The 17,985-nt window shown below is 31.4% G+C and carries 25 protein-coding genes; all 25 read right to left on the reverse strand.

All coding sequences use genetic code 11. From position 1 onward, the window contains the following. Positions 1-108: 108 nt before the first annotated feature. The 25 genes from K7J14_RS15260 to K7J14_RS15380 all read right to left on the reverse strand — a co-directional run bounded on the left by K7J14_RS15260 (position 109) and on the right by K7J14_RS15380 (position 17,885). The gene (locus K7J14_RS15260; RefSeq protein WP_230758132.1) at positions 109-645 is read right to left on the reverse strand and encodes a GNAT family N-acetyltransferase; all 537 of its coding nucleotides are present in this window, start codon (positions 643-645) and stop codon (positions 109-111) included. A 272-nt stretch (positions 646-917) separates the two neighbouring features. Further along, a complete protein-coding gene (locus tag K7J14_RS15265) occupies positions 918-1,376 on the reverse strand; it encodes a hypothetical protein (RefSeq protein WP_230758423.1) in 459 nt (152 codons plus the stop codon). 288 nt (positions 1,377-1,664) lie between these two features. Further along, positions 1,665-2,444: a PHP domain-containing protein gene (locus K7J14_RS15270; protein ID WP_230758433.1), complete on the reverse strand. Its 780-nt coding sequence runs from the start codon at positions 2,442-2,444 to the stop codon at positions 1,665-1,667. Between the two features lie 152 nt (positions 2,445-2,596). Next, complete coding sequence (locus K7J14_RS15275; RefSeq protein WP_230758435.1) at positions 2,597-2,926, reverse strand: type II toxin-antitoxin system RelE/ParE family toxin; 330 nt, start codon at positions 2,924-2,926, stop codon at positions 2,597-2,599. Positions 2,927-2,929: 3 nt separating this feature from the next. Beyond that, a complete protein-coding gene (locus K7J14_RS15280; RefSeq protein ID WP_230758437.1) occupies positions 2,930-3,211 on the reverse strand; it encodes a type II toxin-antitoxin system Phd/YefM family antitoxin in 282 nt (93 codons plus the stop codon). Between the two features lie 1,016 nt (positions 3,212-4,227). Continuing rightward, positions 4,228-4,500, reverse strand: a complete 273-nt coding sequence (locus tag K7J14_RS15285; RefSeq protein ID WP_230758439.1) for a type II toxin-antitoxin system RelE family toxin — start codon at positions 4,498-4,500, stop codon at positions 4,228-4,230. Next, on the reverse strand, positions 4,493-4,726 hold the full coding sequence (locus K7J14_RS15290) for a CopG family transcriptional regulator (RefSeq protein WP_230758441.1): 234 nt from the start codon (positions 4,724-4,726) through the stop codon (positions 4,493-4,495). The genes K7J14_RS15285 and K7J14_RS15290 overlap by 8 nt, the downstream gene beginning before the upstream one ends. Positions 4,727-4,981: 255 nt before the next feature. After that, positions 4,982-5,830, reverse strand: a complete 849-nt coding sequence (locus tag K7J14_RS15295; RefSeq protein ID WP_230758442.1) for a hypothetical protein — start codon at positions 5,828-5,830, stop codon at positions 4,982-4,984. Between the two features lie 108 nt (positions 5,831-5,938). Next, on the reverse strand, positions 5,939-6,424 hold the full coding sequence (locus K7J14_RS15300; protein WP_230758445.1) for an AAA family ATPase: 486 nt from the start codon (positions 6,422-6,424) through the stop codon (positions 5,939-5,941). A gap of 330 nt (positions 6,425-6,754) precedes the next feature. After that, on the reverse strand, positions 6,755-7,792 hold the full coding sequence (locus K7J14_RS15305; RefSeq protein WP_230758449.1) for a DMT family transporter: 1,038 nt from the start codon (positions 7,790-7,792) through the stop codon (positions 6,755-6,757). Positions 7,793-7,925: 133 nt separating this feature from the next. Continuing rightward, complete coding sequence (locus K7J14_RS15310; RefSeq protein ID WP_230758451.1) at positions 7,926-8,891, reverse strand: Fic family protein; 966 nt, start codon at positions 8,889-8,891, stop codon at positions 7,926-7,928. A gap of 196 nt (positions 8,892-9,087) precedes the next feature. Beyond that, positions 9,088-9,402, reverse strand: a complete 315-nt coding sequence (locus K7J14_RS15315; RefSeq protein ID WP_230758454.1) for a hypothetical protein — start codon at positions 9,400-9,402, stop codon at positions 9,088-9,090. A gap of 32 nt (positions 9,403-9,434) precedes the next feature. Then, positions 9,435-9,857 (reverse strand): hypothetical protein, encoded by a 423-nt coding sequence (locus K7J14_RS15320; RefSeq protein ID WP_230758457.1) that lies wholly within the window; start codon positions 9,855-9,857, stop codon positions 9,435-9,437. Positions 9,858-10,069: 212 nt separating this feature from the next. Further along, entirely contained in the window at positions 10,070-10,216 is a 147-nt protein-coding gene (locus tag K7J14_RS15325) for a hypothetical protein (protein WP_230758460.1), read from the reverse strand. Positions 10,217-10,287: 71 nt separating this feature from the next. Beyond that, positions 10,288-10,743: a GNAT family N-acetyltransferase gene (locus K7J14_RS15330; protein ID WP_230758462.1), complete on the reverse strand. Its 456-nt coding sequence runs from the start codon at positions 10,741-10,743 to the stop codon at positions 10,288-10,290. A 115-nt stretch (positions 10,744-10,858) separates the two neighbouring features. Continuing rightward, on the reverse strand, positions 10,859-11,098 hold the full coding sequence (locus K7J14_RS15335) for a hypothetical protein (protein ID WP_230758465.1): 240 nt from the start codon (positions 11,096-11,098) through the stop codon (positions 10,859-10,861). A gap of 584 nt (positions 11,099-11,682) precedes the next feature. Next, complete coding sequence (locus K7J14_RS15340; RefSeq protein WP_230758467.1) at positions 11,683-12,012, reverse strand: type II toxin-antitoxin system RelE/ParE family toxin; 330 nt, start codon at positions 12,010-12,012, stop codon at positions 11,683-11,685. A gap of 3 nt (positions 12,013-12,015) precedes the next feature. After that, positions 12,016-12,297, reverse strand: coding sequence for a type II toxin-antitoxin system Phd/YefM family antitoxin (locus K7J14_RS15345; protein ID WP_230758437.1), 282 nt, complete (start codon positions 12,295-12,297; stop codon positions 12,016-12,018). Positions 12,298-12,579: 282 nt separating this feature from the next. After that, positions 12,580-13,134, reverse strand: a complete 555-nt coding sequence (locus tag K7J14_RS15350; protein ID WP_230758469.1) for a YdeI/OmpD-associated family protein — start codon at positions 13,132-13,134, stop codon at positions 12,580-12,582. A gap of 180 nt (positions 13,135-13,314) precedes the next feature. Then, positions 13,315-13,584, reverse strand: a complete 270-nt coding sequence (locus K7J14_RS15355; protein WP_230758287.1) for a hypothetical protein — start codon at positions 13,582-13,584, stop codon at positions 13,315-13,317. Between the two features lie 207 nt (positions 13,585-13,791). Then, positions 13,792-14,322 carry a hypothetical protein gene (locus K7J14_RS15360; RefSeq protein WP_230758471.1) on the reverse strand — a complete coding sequence of 177 codons (531 nt, stop codon included), beginning with the start codon at positions 14,320-14,322 and terminating at the stop codon, positions 13,792-13,794. After that, the gene (locus tag K7J14_RS15365) at positions 14,309-14,869 is read right to left on the reverse strand and encodes an AAA family ATPase (protein WP_230758313.1); all 561 of its coding nucleotides are present in this window, start codon (positions 14,867-14,869) and stop codon (positions 14,309-14,311) included. Before K7J14_RS15365 ends, K7J14_RS15360 begins: the two co-directional genes overlap by 14 nt. A 404-nt stretch (positions 14,870-15,273) precedes the next feature. Continuing rightward, a complete protein-coding gene (locus tag K7J14_RS15370; RefSeq protein ID WP_230758474.1) occupies positions 15,274-16,113 on the reverse strand; it encodes an SDR family NAD(P)-dependent oxidoreductase in 840 nt (279 codons plus the stop codon). Between the two features lie 333 nt (positions 16,114-16,446). Continuing rightward, positions 16,447-16,947 (reverse strand): HD domain-containing protein, encoded by a 501-nt coding sequence (locus K7J14_RS15375; protein WP_230758477.1) that lies wholly within the window; start codon positions 16,945-16,947, stop codon positions 16,447-16,449. Between the two features lie 200 nt (positions 16,948-17,147). Continuing rightward, a complete protein-coding gene (locus K7J14_RS15380) occupies positions 17,148-17,885 on the reverse strand; it encodes a DUF4145 domain-containing protein (protein WP_230758481.1) in 738 nt (245 codons plus the stop codon). Positions 17,886-17,985: the final 100 nt, after the last annotated feature.

Raw genomic sequence — 17,985 nt, forward strand, 5'->3', positions numbered from 1 at the left:
CGTCGTTCTAACATTTGCTTAACCTGCGTTTTGTTTGGCGCGGTTTTTGCCGAGCGCAGCGAAGTGCAAAAATCCGTGACAAGCAAATAAGTCAGGTTGAAGCAGTTGTTAGGCGAATTCTTTTTCAAGAGACACTTCATATTCAACTTCGTCTAATTCAACATTACTCATATTAATACTTTTAAATTCTTTAACAATTATTCCATTTAAACTCTCTGGAATTTTCCTACTAGAAATATTTCTTTTATCAACTGGATAGCGAGCTTTATTCCATTTATTCTGTTTAACAGCCCAATTGACAATTCCTTTAATTGTTTCTTGCCCATATTTATTCCCAAAAGACTCTTTTTTAATCCATATTCCTAATTCTGGAATTTCACTTGTTAAATCATGTAATCCAGCACAACCAATAAATTCATGAGTGTCTTTTTTTGTTATAATAACTTGATAATTTGTTCCTTTCTTCATTTCTAATATAGAGTTGCTCAAAAAATCTATTGTTTCACTAATATCATTTGCAGGTTTCGGATACATATATTTTGTGGTTTCACTATTAAAGTTTTTAAATATTTCATTTGCAAATTTTAGATCAGCAGGCACTAATAATAATCTTTCTGTCTCAATAACTTCTAATGTAAGATCCATATAAATTCCTTCTTGTTAAAGTCATTAAAGAAACAATTATACAAAACATTATGTTTTGATATTCTGTGGTTATTAAGTCTAAAAAATTTTAAGTAATTCAAATCACTTTTTGGGTATTCTTTATCTTCGCCGCCGAAGGCGTGCGCCTAACATTTGCTTAACCTGTATTTTCGTGCCCGTAGGGCTTGGCGTAAAACTTGCCGAGCGTAGCGACTAGCAAGTTTTATGACAAAGAAAATATCAGGTTGAAGCAGTTGTTAGAAGAATTCTTCCTAATTTCTTTTTAATCGCCTTAGAGCCTCTTTTGCAACTCGTTTTTCTTGATAATACTGTTTAAACTCATCACATCTAGTCAATGTTTGTTTATTGATTAAGAAAAAACCTATTAATATATTTACAACAATAAAAACTGTTCTGCTTATCCATACTGAAATAGAATGAGGTTCTGTTGTTAATACTAGTATATTTACTATTTGGTAAAGTACATTTAAAAAAATAATAATTGAAGTTATTAGAAATACTACTTTATTATATCTAACAAGATTAACAATTAATGCAAAGGTCAGTGCTAATGTTAAGAAAATAATTAGGTTATTGAAATAGTAAGGCTCATTATTTAGTTTAAAATATTCAGAACTTCTTAATCGCATTCCTCTTGTTAACACAGAATATACAATAAAGATAATCAACGAAATTATATAAACAATAAAACTTCTTTTTGGCTTTTCCATACACATCTCCTATTTTTCCGAATATTTAATACAATTATTTATTACTTCTATTATTCTATAAGCAGTAACCAGTATACCTGTATGTTAGTATTATTTATCTAAACTGTAATTGTGGTGAAACCATATATTGTTGGATATATTTTCCGCGCGCGCAGCGTCCTTCTAACATTTGCTTAACCTGCGAGGCGTTTTGGCGCGATTCTTGCCGAGGAGCGTAGCGACGACTAGCAAGAATTGTGACATAGCCGAGTCAGGTTGAAGCAGTTGTTAGACCGAATTTTTTTGTTTTCATGCATCCTGTATAGCCAATAAAGCTTTTTTGATATTTTTCCCTACATCTTCAGGGCAATGAGCATCTGTAGCTGTGATTATTTCAATATTATTTGCTTTAAGTTTTTTTAGATAATTTATTTCTAAACCTATTTTTTGATGACCGTAGTTATTATATAAACCACAACTCTGTTCAAATTTAATATTTGTTTTCTTTGCTATATCGATTACTTCTTCATATGTTTCATTTAAGTCATATGAAGGATAGTGATTAAAGCATTTTATTGAATCCGGATGTGCTAAATTATCAAAAACACCGCTTTTAATTAACCTTTTTTCTTTTTCAAAGTATTTCTTATATTCTGTATCAATTTCCTTATCTACCCAAAACTCTTTCTTATGATCAAAACCCCATCCATTTATCCAAAGAACTGATCCTGTATAAAAATCCATTATATTTTCTTTTTTCAATTTTTCTATTTCGTTTTCAATTCCAGATAAATAGCAAACTTCCAAACCCCATTTTATTTTTACTATATTGTTTTCGTTATTCTTATAACTCTTGATCAATTCCAAATACGATTCTAACGATAAACCAGTTCTGTTTTTATACCAATCATTTTGATAGTTACTATAACTGCTTATCTCTTCATAGTATTTCTCAAATTCTTTAAATCTATGAGTGTGTTCAAGAAGATACAATTCAGTAATTCCCATTTTTAAGGCTTGATTAATAAATTCATTTACCCATTCAAGAGTATACGGTCCACGCTCAATATGAACATGCGCATCAATCAATTAAACTTCCTTTTTTTCCTCACGCCGAAGGCGCCGGTCTAACATTTGCTTAACCTGTATTTTCGCGCCCGAAGGGCTTGGCGCATTTTGTGCGTAAGAAGCGCAGTGACAGCACAAAATGTGACAAAGAAAATATCAGGTTGAAGCAGTTGTTAGACGAATTTTCTTTTTAATTTTTCCACTAATAAATCTTGTACATTTCTTCTTGCATCTATTACTGTAAATATTTCAACCATATCATTATCAATCCGATAGATGATTCGCCAGTAAGATTCAAGAATTTCACGATATTCATTTATGTTATATTCAAGGAGCTCCGGAACAATTCTTCCCTTATTAGGAAAACTTATTAATGAGTTTATCCTTTCAAACAATAATTCAAATATTTTCTTTGCGTATTCAGGTCGATCATCAAAATAATATTCAATGATTTCTTCAATATCTTTTTTAACACTATTTGGAATACGAACTTTATATTCCATAGTTTATTTCCTGAAATATTTATTATTTAATTCATTGAAGACTTCATCTGATTCTTGAAAGTTGCCCCTTTTAATCTCATCTTCAGATATTTTGATTATGTTTAATAAAGCAAAAGCATTTTGCATGTTTTGATACGAATCAATATCCATTAAGACGGCTTTAGCTTCGCCGTTTTGAGTAATAATAATCGGATTTCGATTATCATTAACATATTTCATCATTTCAGCAGCATTTGTTTTAATGTATGAAATCGGTTTTATATCGTTCTTAAAGTTTACATTCATATAATACTCCTTGCCAGTCCTTAAAATATACTTTATAAAGACTTTATTGTCAAATTCTAAGATGTTTCAATAAAGAATTGTATTGACATAATTTGTTGTATTATAAGGATTTATAACATAATTATAGGTGATCTTTTGTTGCGCGCGAAGCGCGTCCGTCTAACATTTAGTTAACCTGCATTGCGTACATTGGCGCACTTTTTGCCGAGCGTAGCGACTGCAAAAAGTGTGACAATAGCAATGTCAGGTTGAACTAGTTGTTATCCAATTTTTGGTTCCAGTTCTGCCGTAGCTTCATTTTCAACTAATTTGTGTCCTAATCTTTTTACTTTTACAAACGTTACCAACGTCTTAAATTTTATTCTGTAACAAAAATATTTCCTACAAAAAGCTCCGTTTTGTCTTTTGCTCTACTGCAGCTTCATACAAAACATTTTTCTTATTTTTTTCTCTTTTCTTCTATTATATATGACCAAATCCAGTCCAATTCACTTGATTCGTTTCTACATAACCAACAACATCCTGTTTTCTAAACCTATAGAATGATAACCAACGCCTGAATCATTTTCTGACTTTGATTTGCTTCATATAAGCCACTGTAAGGTCATTTTTCGTAAACAATTGTGCAGGATGATGTATTTTACTGCTGAATAACCACAGTAATCTAAAAACCTTATATCCAGGATCTTTTCAATTCAAGATGTTAAAATCAATTGAACAGCAACGTCCTACAGTCGCCTTAAATTCTTGGAAGTAGAAACGGAACACTGTTTTGCTGTTTTACTTTTAATGTATCTTCAGCATTTGTCGCGAGAACATGCACCGTATCACAAGTTATATTTCAATTTTTTTTAAGTGTTTATAGTTCTTCCATCCTCGCCCGCCGAAGGCGTGGGGATAACATTTGCTTAACCTGCGTTTTGTTTGGCACGGTTTTTGCCGAGCGTAGCGAAATGCAAAAATCCGTGACAAGCAAATAAGTCAGGTTGAAGCAGTTGTTGGGCGCTTATTCTTATTTATTGATAAGCATCTTTTCTTGATTCAATATCGACAATAAATACAATTACTGTTTCTTCTGATATTTTGTAAAAAAGTCGATAATCACCAATACGGAAACGATAAATTTCCTTAAACTCACCTTTTAATTTTTTTATATTTGGTCCAAAAAATGGATTAGTTCTTAATATTGGGTATACATAATCCGTAATTTTGCTATACAAATTCCTATACTTTAAAGTCTTTATTTTTTTTTCAAATGTTTCAGTTTCTGCAATCTTGTAATTAGCCAATTACTTTGTACCTTCCAGCAGAAATATCACTTAATCCTTTTTTAATATCCTTGCTAAATGAAAGGATTTCATTCATTTCTGTATCATCAACAACAGTTTCATTAACAATGTAGTTTAGAGTTGCATACTCGAGATAATTAGAAATAGTTCTTTTTTGACCATCAGCAGCTTTCTTGAAAATATCATAAACAGAATCATCAATTCTAACGGTAATTGTTTTAGGCATTGTTGGCCTCCATGCTTCAAATGTATTCTATATGCATCTTTCCGTCAACATCATTATGGCCTGATTTTTAGTAATTCTACTTAAGGAAATAGGTAATATTGTGTGTTTATTCCTCGGCGCCGAAGGCGTCCGCCCAACATTTGCTTAACCTGTGGTTTCGTGCCCGAAGGGCTTGGCGCATTTTGTGCGTTAGGAGCGAAGCGACAGCACAAAATGTGACAAAGAAAGCATCAGGTTGAAGCAGTTGTTAGACGCTTATCTTGAACGAAAAAAACCTTTTACAAATGTTCCATTTGCTCGTGTATATGAGTTAACCCATACCTTTCCATTTTTAACATTAGCACCTTGGATACCTTGTGGTTGTGAAATATTATCTCCAATGGCACTTCTTATCAGTAAGATAAGTAACGTTACAATTGGAATTGCCATTAAAATAACACACTGTCTAAAAATAGCATTTTTTAATGAATACTTGAAACTCAAATTAATTGAAATTAATAGTGAAAGAATAAAATAACCAATATTTAAATACGATAATTCTATTGTATGCGGTAATAAAGTGTTAATAAGTTCTATTTGTGATAATGAAATAATAACTGTGGGAATCAAAAAATTAATGCTAAACAAGTCAAGAATAAATGAATCAAATAGAAAAATGAATAAACAGATTCCCAATAAGACAAGAGGTATCATCTGGAAAATATTGATTATTGTTTTTATCATGGAAATGATTCCAATAATCAAAATAATTATACCAATAATTGGAATAAATGTTGCAATTATCCCACCAATAAATGAAACAATCAAACCAATTATCATTTCTTTTAAGATGCCTTCAGATATAATATAAAAAATAAAATATGCTGCACACGATAATGTCAATATTAATAAAAAATAAAATATAGAATCAACAGTCCCATCATAGGTTTTAAATTTTAATAAATAAATACCTATAAAAAGCAATGAAGTAATTGCAGATTTAATTATAAAAGCAATGAAAAATTGAACTTTTGTTCCAAATGGTAATTCATTAAATGGCATACCGTCTTCGATTACTTGCATTTTTTCTCCTTTTATTTTGCGCCAAAGGCGTCCGTCTAACATTTAGTTAACCTGCATTGCGTACATTGGCGCACTTTTTGCCGCGAAGCGATAGCAAAAAGTGTGACAATAGCAATGTCAGGTTGAACTAGTTGTTAGACGCTTTTTTTCTCAGAATCCATTAATAATAATGAGTTCTCCTTCATCCTCTGTTGGAAATTCAAAATTATCATAATATTTTTCCATTTCTTCAGTAGTTAACATTATTTCATCTGCATTACTACCATTTCTTTTTTCTATTCTCGCTATTACTATACTTTTTGGAGTTTTTATAACAATAATCTTAGGTTCAAGATTATATTCTTTTAAAATTTCCTTATATTTATTTCGCATTTTTTTTGACCAAAAAGAAAAATCTAAAACCACATCTATTCCATTAACAATATTTTCTTTTAGTATTTTTATAAGTCTGTTTTCAATTTCTTGATGCATTTCTTTTGATAAAGGATGTTTAGTAATACCCAGTTTAAATGATTCTTCATCAAACGATAAACGTAAAAAACCTTCCCGTTCAAGTTTTTTAGCATAAGTTGTTTTTCCTGATCCTGCTGGACCACACATAAAAAAAACATTTGGTTTAATTGGTTTTTTTTCCATAAATAAAGCCTTTATAAATTTATAAGAGTCTAAATCACAAATTCATATGTTTCGTATATCAACCATTATTTTGAATTATACTAGGCTTATAAGGCTTGGTTAAAAATCATTTTTAAATTGAATTACTAACAAAGTAGAAAAATAAGACTGATAAACAATAGTTTTTTAATTGTTCTTCATTACTAAATTTCCTCGGCCCGAAGGGTCCGTCTAACATTTGCTTAACCTGCGAGGCGTCATGGCGCGATTCTTGCCGAGGAGCGTAGCGACGACTAGCAAGAATCGTGACATAGCCGAGTCAGGTTGAAGCAGTTGTTAGATTTTTCTTCTTTAATGTTCATGTCTATGATGCATATCAGGATAATGACTATGTTCATGTGTTATTTCATCATGCTCATGTATATGCGAATGTTTTGTATGAGTATCAAAGTTTTCACCATGTGAATGATTATGATGATCATCGTCGTGAGTATGCATGTGTATATGAACCATTCTACTATGAAAGTGACTATGTTTATGTAATATTTTATTACTAAAAATGATTCCAATAAATAATAGTATAAATGCAATAATAGTTATGAAGCTAAATTTCTCTCTAAGAAATAAATACGCAGCAATTATTCCCCAAAATGTTGATGAGCTAAATAATATTTGACTTCTAGTTGCTCCTAAATTCTGTGCAGAAGTTACATATAGAAAAATACTAATACCATATGAGAACACGCCGATTAATAAACCAATACCAATATATTGTATTTCAATTTTATTGCCGGATAAGAACATTCCAATCATTAAATTTACTGTTCCACCAAATAGACCCTTTATGAAAGTAGTTGCTTGAGGTGTAATTCCATCGATAATTGCTGTTAAATGATTATCAACACCCCAGCAAATACATGCCAATATAATAAATAAAGCAGAAATGATTCCGCTGGAATTTTCTTGCGAGCATATAACAATACTTGATAAAAGCGTAAAAATTATTCCAAGTAATGTATATCGACCAAGGCTTTCTTTAAATATTATAACTCCTAACAGAGCAGTCGCAACTAACTCCATATTGAGCCAAATTGAAACTGACATTGAGTTTGCTGATTTCAAACCAACCATTAGAAATAACGGACCTAACAAACCACCAAATAGGACGATTCCTATAAGATGTTTTTTTGTGCCTTTCGTATTTAACAATACTAGTTTTTTTGATTTATTAATTATCATGTAAGGCAAAAAAGCGATACTTGCGCCAAGGTATAATAAACCTGCAAGTTGGAAACTATTAAGATGTGAAAGAGTTAATTTACTTAACGGTGTTGCAATTCCAAAAAGCAAGCCGGCTGCTAAACCCATTATTATTGCGATAATTTGCATTCGTTCGTTTTTCCTCGGCCCGAAGGGTCAATCTAACATTTGCTTAACCTGCGTTTTGCTTGGCGCGGTTTTTGCCGAGCGTAGCGAAGTGGAAAAATCCGTGACAAGCAAATAAGTCAGGTTGAAGCAGTTGTTAGCCACTTGCTTTTTTACGATATTTTGTCATTCGGCCTGTACCTAATGACTCAATTTTCTCTTCAATAAGTAATTGTTTAATATCTCTACTCGCAGTTGCAGTTGATATACCCTTGCATACATTCATGTATTCTTTACGATCAAACCAATCATTTAAGACAGATAATGCATATTCAATTCGTTTCTTATAATCTGGGCTTGCGGGCTTTGCATCCTCAACAGTCTCTCTTAATGATTTATTAATCGTATCAAGCATGAACTCAATAAAACTAGTTGATGATCCAGATAAATCTGATTGCTCCAAAACCCTATAATATTCTTCTTGATTATCTCTTATTACCTTTTCTATTGGAACAAATTCAAAAATAGGATTAGCTTTCATCAATAATCGAGTCTGCCAGTAACGACCCATTCTACCATTTCCATCTTCAAACGGATGGATAAACTCCATTTCATAATGGAAAACACAGCTTTTAATTATCTCAAGATCATTATCATTTTTTAAGTAGTTAAATAGATCTTTCATGAGCCCTGGAACCATGTCATATCCAGGTGCAATATGCGAAACTTCTTTTCCCTTAATTATTCCTACTTGTGTTCTTCGAAATTTACCTGGATTCTCAACCAATCCATTCATTAATGTCTTATGAGCTTTTAAAAAGTCATTTACATTTACAGGATTAAACTCATTTAATTGCTCATATGCTTTAATTGCATTTTGTACTTCAAGAATGTCCTTCTGTGGTCCAAAAACGTGATTATTATTTATCAACGCCGTTACATGCTCAATATTGAGAGTATTACCTTCAATGGCAAGAGACGAGTGGATTGTTTTAATGCGATTTTGCTTACGTAATCTTGCTTCAGGCTTAACCAGCAATAAACTCTGACAGATACCAAGAGCTTCAGTAATCTGTCCATATAAATCAAGTATTCTGTGAGTAATTTGATATGGTGGTTTCATACATACATGATAGTATCAAATGATACTATCGTCAAGATTCTTTTCCCCGGCGCCGGAGGCGTCTGGCTAACATTTGCTTAACCTGTGGTTTCGTGCCCGTAGGGCTTGGCGCATTTTGTGCGTCAGGAGCGTAGCGACAGCACAAAATGTGACAAAGAAAGCATCAGGTTGAAGCAGTTGTTATGTTAAAAGTTGTTTAATCTTGCCAACTTGTAATAAATCCATTCTCTACATATACATATATATTCTCATAATCTTTCTTTCCCGGATATACAAACTGTTCATGTTTTCCCCAAGGGCCAACAGAGGTGTTGATATCTTCTGGATTTCCAAAACTTGCTATCAATCCATCTCGACTCATTCCTATAAAAATACTTTTATTATAAACACACTCTATTTCATAATCCGATAGATTAGGCCATCTCTTTTTAAGAGATTCAATTTGACTGTTTCGTAATTCAATCTGTTTTCTATTTAAAAACTCAGAAAATGTCTCCTTTTCATTTTTCATCTTCTCTTTTTCTATTCTCTTATTTTCATCTTCTATTTTTTCTTTTCTTGAATATCAACATACTCTTTATCTTCAGATCGAATTTTATTAAATTGATTAGTTCTCTGAAATGATGAAACTATACCATCTACATAAGATATTCCATAAAAAGACAAACAAATTGCTGCTGTAGATTTCATTAATGTTTGCCCTGCTTCTGTATCAGTATCTATGGTTTTTTGTAGTACTTGATTAACAATCAAAGGTACAGAAAACCCAGTAAAATATACACTGGCTTCCAAGTATTCACCATTTAATAGTTGTGGTAATCCAGGAACAAATCCCAAAAGAATACTTTTTGATGCAGATAATGGTTTTTTGCGGAATTGATTGTAATCATCAATTGTATAAGGTCGAGTTACACAACCTGTAAGAACAAGCACAAAAAAAAGCAATAAAGAAATACGTGATTTCATTTTAACTCCTTGATTTTCTATTTTCGCGCCGCATAAGCGGCGTCGACATAACATTTTATTAACCTGCTTTTCCGTGCCCGAAGGGCTTGGCGTGAAAATTGCATAAGGAGCGAAGCGACTGCAATTTTCATGCCAAAGGAAATGTCAGGTTGAATAAGTTGTTAGAGATTTTTTTCATCGCAATAAATCATAATCGTATACAGCAATATTTCCTAGAAAGCTATAAGTTTATTCTTAATTATATTCTTTCCAAAGTTTATTGATTCCTTTTCAGCTTCTTGTTGAAGTATCAATGAAATTTTTGTGTCCAGAAATATTTCCTTTTTTATTAACCCTTTTACATTTTTTTCAATAATCACTTCAACAGAATAACGATCATCAAATCGTCGTTTACTGCAAGTTGTTAGTGTATAATCATTATAGTTTTCTTTTAACATAATTCTTTTGTTAACACACCAACTTTAAAGGGTAAGTTTTCATATACATCAACAGCAATTACTTGGAAACCCTGATTTTCATACCATTTTTTCAATGTAATATTTTCATAAACGATTTCCACTTTAGCGACTTTACCATTATTCTCTTTAATACGGTTTATTGCATAATTCATTAGTGTTTGACCAATTTTATTATGTCTTTGATCAGGAAGAACTGCGAGCCGTTCTATTTTATATATATTGTTTTCTGTTTCCTTTATTCCAACTGAACCAAGAACTTGACCTGAATCAACATATACAAACAATACCAAACCATTTTTCATCTGTTTATCTATAACATCAACAGTAATAAACGCAGGAAAATGTGGTACAGACTCTTTTGTAAAATGAAAATCTTGCGCAACTGTACTAAATGATTGTGTAATTACATTATGTACTTTTTCAATCATTTCTGATGAATCTACACTTTGTATTGTGTACATTATTTTCTCTTGCCGCGCCGAAGGCGTCGCTCTAACATTTGCTTAACCTGCATTGCGAAGCAATGTCAGGTTGAAGCAGTTGTTAGTTTATTTTTTTTATCTGTATAACAAATGTAACAATAATCAATATTCCAACTGCGAAAGAAACATAACTTACTGGTTCTCCAATATTTAGAAAACCTATTAACAGTTGTAAAACACCTAATAGAATCATACTAATTGTTAGTGTTTTATTCATTTTATCCGTTTTCAATTCTTTACTCAAAAAATAAATCAACAGCGCTACAGTGATTAATAAAAATACAAACAGTACAGTATTCATGTTCCTTTCCTATTTAAAATCCAAATTCTCTTTTTTAAAATTCTTTTGTTACTGATAAGTTTCCAAATAAATCTTTATCCAAAGATAACACTATTTTTTTTCAACAAAATATTCCTATCTTTATAACAATCATTATGTGTAGAAGGGTTTTACGCACGTAAACTGTTTTAATCATTGTTCTTTATTTTTTGTTATTTACTAAAAGCATTAAGGTTTCTTTATTACTAGAGTTAGTGTTATCAATTATTGAAAGATTTTTTCCAATATTATTAGCATTCTTTTTCAATAGAATTATCAATCTATTTTTTATTGCTTCATTCTTACTATGACAAAAGCAGTCTTATTAATCAAATCCATTAATGTGTCGAACCGTTATTAGCATTTTTTTATTTCATATAATTCTTAAAAACCAGAAGCCCTTGTTACAGCATTTTACAATGCATTTTTCCTCGCGCGCCGAAGGCGTCAAACTAACATTTGCTTAACCTGTATTTTCGCGCCCGAAGGGCTTGGCGCATTTTGTGCGTAAGGAGCGCAGCGACAGCACAAAATGTGACAAAGAAAATATCAGGTTGAAGCAGTTGTTAGACGAATTTTCTTTTTAATTTTTCCACTAATAAATCTTGTACATTTCTTCTTGCATCTATTACTGTAAATATTTCAACCATATCATTATCAATCCGATAGATGATTCGCCAGTAAGATTCAAGAATTTCACGATATTCGTTTATGTTATATTCAAGGAGCTCCGGAACAATTCTTCCCTTATTAGGAAAACTTTTTAATGAGTTTATCCTTTCAAACAATAATTCAAATATTTTCTTTGCGTATTCAGGTCGATCATCAAAATAATATTCAATGATTTCTTCAATATCTCTTTTCACACTATTTGGAATACGAACTTCATATTCCATAGTTTATTTCCTGAAATATTTGTTATTTAATTCATTGAAGACTTCATCTGATTCTTGAAAGTTGCCCCTTTTAATCTCATCTTCAGATATTTTGATTATGTTTAATAAAGCAAAAGCATTTTGCATATTTTGATACGAATCAATATCCATTAAGACGGCTTTAGCTTCGCCGTTTTGAGTAATAATAATCGGATTTCGATTATCATTAACATATTTCATCATTTCAGCAGCATTTGTTTTAATGTATGAAATCGGTTTTATATCGTTCTTAAAGTTTACATTCATCTAATCCTCCTTGCCAGTCCTTAAAATATACTTTATAAAGACTTTATTGTCAAATTCTAAGATGTTTTAATTATGGATTGTATTGCCATAAATTGTTTTATTATAAGGATTTATAACATAACTATAATGTGCTCTTTTGTTGCGCGCGAAGCGCGTCCGTCTAACATTTGCTTAACCTGCGTTTTGTTTGGCGCGGTTTTTGCCGAGCGTAGCGAAGTGCAAAAATCCGTGACAAGCAAATAAGTCAGGTTGAAGCAGTTGTTAGGCGTCTATTTGATTAAATTAATACAACATTCCGTTATAGTTATTTTGGAGTGCATCAATTATTTTATTTCTTCTTTTATTTTTTGTTTCTTCGGTTTTAGCATCACAATAAAAGCCAGCAAATTGCTTTTGTTTTGATAATGGTTTTTCATTGTATAATCTTACTATTTCGGGCATTGTTTGAAGCACATTTCTTAAACACTCTATTTTATCTTCTATACTTAATTGAGTATTTTCGTTGCTAATTTCTGGTAAATAAACATCAACACCGGATTTTGTCATTGCATTATTATCTACCATTTTCTTAAATATTTGCTTATTCTTCTCTGACCATTTATGAACATCTTTTCTTTTTGAAAAATATTTTCTATATCTTTCATCATTTATTGACTTCATAACCCCATCAATCCATCCAAAGCAGATTGATTCCTCTAGTGCGTCATTTGCAGTAAAATCTTTATTACCCTTTTTAAACTCTATCCAAATACTATTTTCTTTTTTGTGATTAATTACCAACCATTCTCTATATTTAACCCTATTCTCAAATTCAAGAACAACAACATCTTCATTCATATCGAACCTCGCTACAATCAATACAATGAAAAAAATATTTCAAGTTTTAAATATATTTTCCTCTGCCCGAAGGGTCCGCCTAACATTTGCTTAACCTGCGTTTTGTTTGGCGCGGTTTTTGCCGAGCGTAGCGAAGTGCAAAAATCCGTGACAAGCAAATAAGTCAGGTTGAAGCAGTTGTTAGTCGCTTTCTTTTGATATAAACACACCACCAAATAAACTTGTCATTGCATAGAAAGTGATATATTGATCATTATTTATTGATAACCGCACATAATATTTTGTCCCAGATCCTGGACCAACTGGACCAAACAATGACCAACAAACACTTAATCCTGTGATATTTTGATAGTTCTTTTTTACATATTTAACAATTCGTTGTCGCAAGTAATAAATATATATTACATACACAGGAATAACGACAGCTATACTCATTAAAAATGATTTCATTGTAACTTCCTTTTATTAAAGATTATCAATTAAGCTCATCAAACAAAAAAGATTAATAAATACTCAATTATTACCGGTTATTAAATATTCTGCTTTAATCAATTTTAATACATGTTGATTGCTTATTGTATCAACTGGAATATATCCGTTTCGTGTATACATCTCGGTAATAGGTTTTCTGTTTCCATCATAATCTAATCGTATGTATTATTTATTCATTTCTCGTCCATATTCTTTTACCCACTTAAGTATTCTATCAGAGTAATTCTTACCACAATACTTATTACTGATAACAAATTTGTGAAAATAATATGTTGAATTATCAGTTACTTCTGGCCAATACAACCGATCATACTCAACTAAAATGAAACCACCAATAATTTCATTATTAATTATTCCTACATAAAAAACGGGATTCTCATATTTTTTATTCAATGCCTCAAGAGTAAATTGAGATTCATCCCATAATGGTTTATTCATTGATCGCAACCATTTTACTTTCTCAATATAGATAGAAAGTAATGTATTTATTTCAGTAGAATCAGCTGTTTTTATCGTTAACATAAATTCTTTTAATTTCTTTCCTCGGCGCCGTAGGCGTCCGACTAACATTTGCTTAACCTGCGTTTTGTTTGGCGCGGTTTTTGCCGAGCGTAGCGAAGTGCAAAAATCCGTGACAAGCAAATAAGTCAGGTTGAAGCAGTTGTTAGGTTTTTCTTCTTTATCAACTATCTTCATTAATAAAAGTTTCTATTTCTTCAATTGTTGGACAATACTCTTTTTCAGTAGAAACTAGTAATGTAGGTACATCAAATTCAGGAAGATCATATTTTTCACCTGGCTCAAAATAACCAGTTTCTCTATAAACAGAAACTCTTTTATCACCATGATAATATTCACGTTTTGGATTTGCCAAACCTCTTTCCAAATGGCGTAATGCACTTTTGGTTGCATCAATATCGCATATTATAATAATTACATTTGCAACTTTCATAAAATCGGGTAGAAAATAATCCCAAATTTTATGATCAAAAGCAGCTTCAATAATCAAAGATATTTTTGATTCAAGCAAGTGAATTACTGTATCCTTAAAAATATCATTTACTATTCTATTAGTATCTTTTGGTAAAAGATCATGTTTAATACCAAAAGTATTCACATATCCTTCTTTGAGCTCATCACGACTAACTTTAGGAATATACAAGTGTTTTGATAGTTTATCAGTTAACGTAGTTTTTCCAGAACCTGGTCGTCCTGTAATTACTATACATTTCGGTTTAATCATTATAACAGGATCCTTTTATCATATTTTTTTAACCGTAATTCACTAGCTATAACAACGGTATTAAACTCATTTTAATTAGTTTGTTTAGAACAGAAAAGTCTAGTTCTGTGTTGTAGATGAAACGCAATTAATTGCTTAACTAATGGCGTCCAATAAAGAGTTAATTAAAAGATTTACTTTATACATAATTCAACAGACTTAAAGAATTAACAAAAACAAGCACAATGGTTTAAATCAATATTTAGCACATTCGTTGCGCCGCGAAAGCGGCGTCAACCTAACATTTGCTTAACCTGCAATTCCGGCCCGAAGGGATTGGCGTGAAAATTGCCGAGCGCAGCGACTGCAATTTTCATGACAATAGGAATTGACAGGTTGAAGCAGTTGTTAGGTGCATTTTATATTTAACACTTATCTACAGTTAATGGCACTGGCTGTTTCCCATCAATATCTTGTATGTTATATTTCAACGCTAATTCTGCGCTCGTATACTTTTTCCCGCTTAGTAATATATTGTCTTTATCACATGCAATTTTAGATATTACTTTTCCACTAAACTCCGTTGATTCTGAATTACTCATATCAAAATATTGACTATTCTTCATTACTGATTCAGTTCTCACTAAGCCAGGATATAAAGTAATAACTGATACATTATACTTACTTAATTCATATGCCATACATTCAGTCATTTTATTAGTTGCCGCTTTTGCAACTGAGTAAGCAACTCCTTTGTCATTTCGATCTGCTGCCCAAAATGAGTAATTTATGATTAGCCCTTTTTTTTGATTTATCATTATTTTACTAACCATACTACTTGTAACAAAATGAGCCCTTACACCTGCATCAAACATTTTATCCCAACGTTGAAATGGCATATCCCAAAAACCTTGCTCTGTCCAAAATGTTGATCCGTCAGTAAAATACTCATATCCTCCCCAGACCGCATTTACAAGAATATCTAAGGAATCATTTTCTTTTTTGATTTTCTTAACAACTTTTTGTGTTTGATCATCTTGAGTATGATCACATTGAATCGCAATACATGTTCCATAGTTATCATTAATCTCTTTTTCTGTAGTATAGATTGATCCTGGAAGATTTGAAGAACTTGTATTTTCCTCAATAGTTCTTCCAGTTATATATACTTTTGCACCTTCTTTGGCTAAAGCTATTGCAGTGCCTTTCCCAATTCCTCTACTTGCACCAGTGACTAACGCAACTTTTCCATTTAGTATTTTCATATGACCTCGAATTAATAAATACAATATGCGCCGCATAAGCGGCGTCCACCTAACATTTGCTTAACCTGTATTTTCGCACCGCGTAGCGGTTTGGCGCATTTTGTGCGTCAGGAGCGAAGCGACAGCACAAAATGTGACAAAGAAAATATCAGGTTGAAGCAGTTGTTAGCTTTTTCCTCTTCCTATTTTTTTATTTTGCATTAATTGTCTTATGTTAACTTAACATATAATTATTTTCATTAAGTAGTACTATTTAAGCTATCTTAAAACGATTTTTGATTAACTATTAATATCCTTGCATCATTATAATTATCAAAAAAACATATATATGTATTATTTTAAGTACATTGAATCAATCAAATATTTTCCAGTATTTGTCATAAATATATTTTTCTTAACATTTTCGATTTCTCTTTTTTGTATATTATCTTCGTAAATATTCACAATGAAATCTGCTTCAACTAATATTTGAAAATCTATTCCATCTATCTTTTTATATGAATGATGATTACCAATTATAAATTTAATTCTTTCGATTTGAGTATTACTAATATCAATTTTATTTTTTACTAATAACTCTTCAGCTATTTTTGGGCCTTCAATTTCTTGATATTTTCCTGAACTAGACTTATATTTAATTTCCGCTTCATGAATACCAATATCATGTAGTATTCCACATATTTTTATAACGGTTAACTCATTAACAGTTACTTCTTCTAAATTTGCGATAATTTCAGAAAATTGAAAAACCTTAAGAGCATGATTAATTCTCTTAACATCCGGTGAATTATAATTTATCATTGATAATATTATGTTATTAATCGAATTTTCCATCTTCTTCCTCTTCAAGTTAGTATTAACAAAAATAGAGTAAATCAATATAACATTCTTTCTGCCGCGCGCGCAGCGTCGAGCTAACATTTGCTTAACCTGTGGTTTCGTGCCCGCAGGGCTTGGCGTGAAAATTGCGGAAGCGCAGCGTTAGCAATTTTCATGACAAAGAAAGCATCAGGTTGAAGCAGTTGTTATGTTTCTTATTTCTTAATATCAGCAATACTTTTAATTTTCCTTAATCTTTCTTCTCTATCATGTTTTGCTATATACCAATTTTCCAACAACATCTCAATTAGGCTTAATAGAATACTTGCTTCATTTTTATCCACATCAATAATGTAGTTAATATCTGTTTCCATATGAGCACCAATATTTCCAATTTTTCTTACTGAATCTATTGCGTTAAATGTTAATTCATCAACTTTTTCTTTTATTTGATCAATTTCATTTACTAATTTCCCTGGTTTAACTTTCCAAAAATCACGAATAATACCTTGTAAACATCTTCTCGAAATAGTAGCGGATGCTTTTGGACTTAATTCAACAATTTGATAAGATTCTTTATAGTCAGAAATAATTGCTTGTGGAATATAATCTGGATAGGCTTTTAATTTCACATTAGGATAGAAAATATTCCCAGAAATGTATTCATCATTAATTATTTTTGTCCCACTGTGTTGAGTGTACTCAGTGTGAGCTTTATATATACTGACATAAATAGTATATTTTTGACATTCACCGTTTGGACAGAAAATCAATTTCGTCTGTACATTGATATATTCTTTACTGTCATTAGGAGCTGATTGATTTTTACTATAATTATTTGCAATAGAATAATCTTGTGGTTTTAATGTTGCATGATGATCACAATGAGGACATTGCCACGGAATAGATGGTGTATCAATTTTTAAAATGCTTGCAAGATCAATTGTATTCATAAATCTTCCTTTCTGCGCCCGCAGGGTCAACATAACATTGGCTTAACCTGGAATGCGTTATTGGCGCGTGTTTTTGCGTGAACGTAGTGAACAAAGCAAA

The sequence above is a fragment of the Teretinema zuelzerae genome, assembly GCF_021021555.1.
GTDB classification, from domain to species: Bacteria; Spirochaetota; Spirochaetia; order Treponematales; family Treponemataceae; genus Teretinema; species Teretinema zuelzerae.

Bases quoted from the DNA above. Each gene is read 5' to 3' on its own strand.
- K7J14_RS15260 (WP_230758132.1), bottom strand. From the start codon at position 645: ATGGATCTTACATTAGAAGTTATTGAGACAGAAAGATTATTATTAGTG.
- K7J14_RS15265 (WP_230758423.1), bottom strand. From the start codon at position 1,376: ATGGAAAAGCCAAAAAGAAGTTTTATTGTTTATATAATTTCGTTGATT.
- K7J14_RS15275 (WP_230758435.1), bottom strand. From the start codon at position 2,926: ATGGAATATAAAGTTCGTATTCCAAATAGTGTTAAAAAAGATATTGAA.
- K7J14_RS15280 (WP_230758437.1), bottom strand. From the start codon at position 3,211: ATGAATGTAAACTTTAAGAACGATATAAAACCGATTTCATACATTAAA.
- K7J14_RS15290 (WP_230758441.1), bottom strand. From the start codon at position 4,726: ATGCCTAAAACAATTACCGTTAGAATTGATGATTCTGTTTATGATATT.
- K7J14_RS15295 (WP_230758442.1), bottom strand. From the start codon at position 5,830: ATGTTAGACGGACGCCTTTGGCGCAAAATAAAAGGAGAAAAAATGCAA.
- K7J14_RS15300 (WP_230758445.1), bottom strand. From the start codon at position 6,424: ATGGAAAAAAAACCAATTAAACCAAATGTTTTTTTTATGTGTGGTCCA.
- K7J14_RS15305 (WP_230758449.1), bottom strand. From the start codon at position 7,792: ATGCAAATTATCGCAATAATAATGGGTTTAGCAGCCGGCTTGCTTTTT.
- K7J14_RS15310 (WP_230758451.1), bottom strand. From the start codon at position 8,891: ATGAAACCACCATATCAAATTACTCACAGAATACTTGATTTATATGGA.
- K7J14_RS15315 (WP_230758454.1), bottom strand. From the start codon at position 9,402: ATGAAAAATGAAAAGGAGACATTTTCTGAGTTTTTAAATAGAAAACAG.
- K7J14_RS15320 (WP_230758457.1), bottom strand. From the start codon at position 9,857: ATGAAATCACGTATTTCTTTATTGCTTTTTTTTGTGCTTGTTCTTACA.
- K7J14_RS15330 (WP_230758462.1), bottom strand. From the start codon at position 10,743: ATGATTGAAAAAGTACATAATGTAATTACACAATCATTTAGTACAGTT.
- K7J14_RS15335 (WP_230758465.1), bottom strand. From the start codon at position 11,098: ATGAATACTGTACTGTTTGTATTTTTATTAATCACTGTAGCGCTGTTG.
- K7J14_RS15340 (WP_230758467.1), bottom strand. From the start codon at position 12,012: ATGGAATATGAAGTTCGTATTCCAAATAGTGTGAAAAGAGATATTGAA.
- K7J14_RS15345 (WP_230758437.1), bottom strand. From the start codon at position 12,297: ATGAATGTAAACTTTAAGAACGATATAAAACCGATTTCATACATTAAA.
- K7J14_RS15350 (WP_230758469.1), bottom strand. From the start codon at position 13,134: ATGAATGAAGATGTTGTTGTTCTTGAATTTGAGAATAGGGTTAAATAT.
- K7J14_RS15355 (WP_230758287.1), bottom strand. From the start codon at position 13,584: ATGAAATCATTTTTAATGAGTATAGCTGTCGTTATTCCTGTGTATGTA.
- K7J14_RS15360 (WP_230758471.1), bottom strand. From the start codon at position 14,322: ATGAAGATAGTTGATAAAGAAGAAAAACCTAACAACTGCTTCAACCTG.
- K7J14_RS15365 (WP_230758313.1), bottom strand. From the start codon at position 14,869: ATGATTAAACCGAAATGTATAGTAATTACAGGACGACCAGGTTCTGGA.
- K7J14_RS15370 (WP_230758474.1), bottom strand. From the start codon at position 16,113: ATGAAAATACTAAATGGAAAAGTTGCGTTAGTCACTGGTGCAAGTAGA.
- K7J14_RS15375 (WP_230758477.1), bottom strand. From the start codon at position 16,947: ATGGAAAATTCGATTAATAACATAATATTATCAATGATAAATTATAAT.
- K7J14_RS15380 (WP_230758481.1), bottom strand. From the start codon at position 17,885: ATGAATACAATTGATCTTGCAAGCATTTTAAAAATTGATACACCATCT.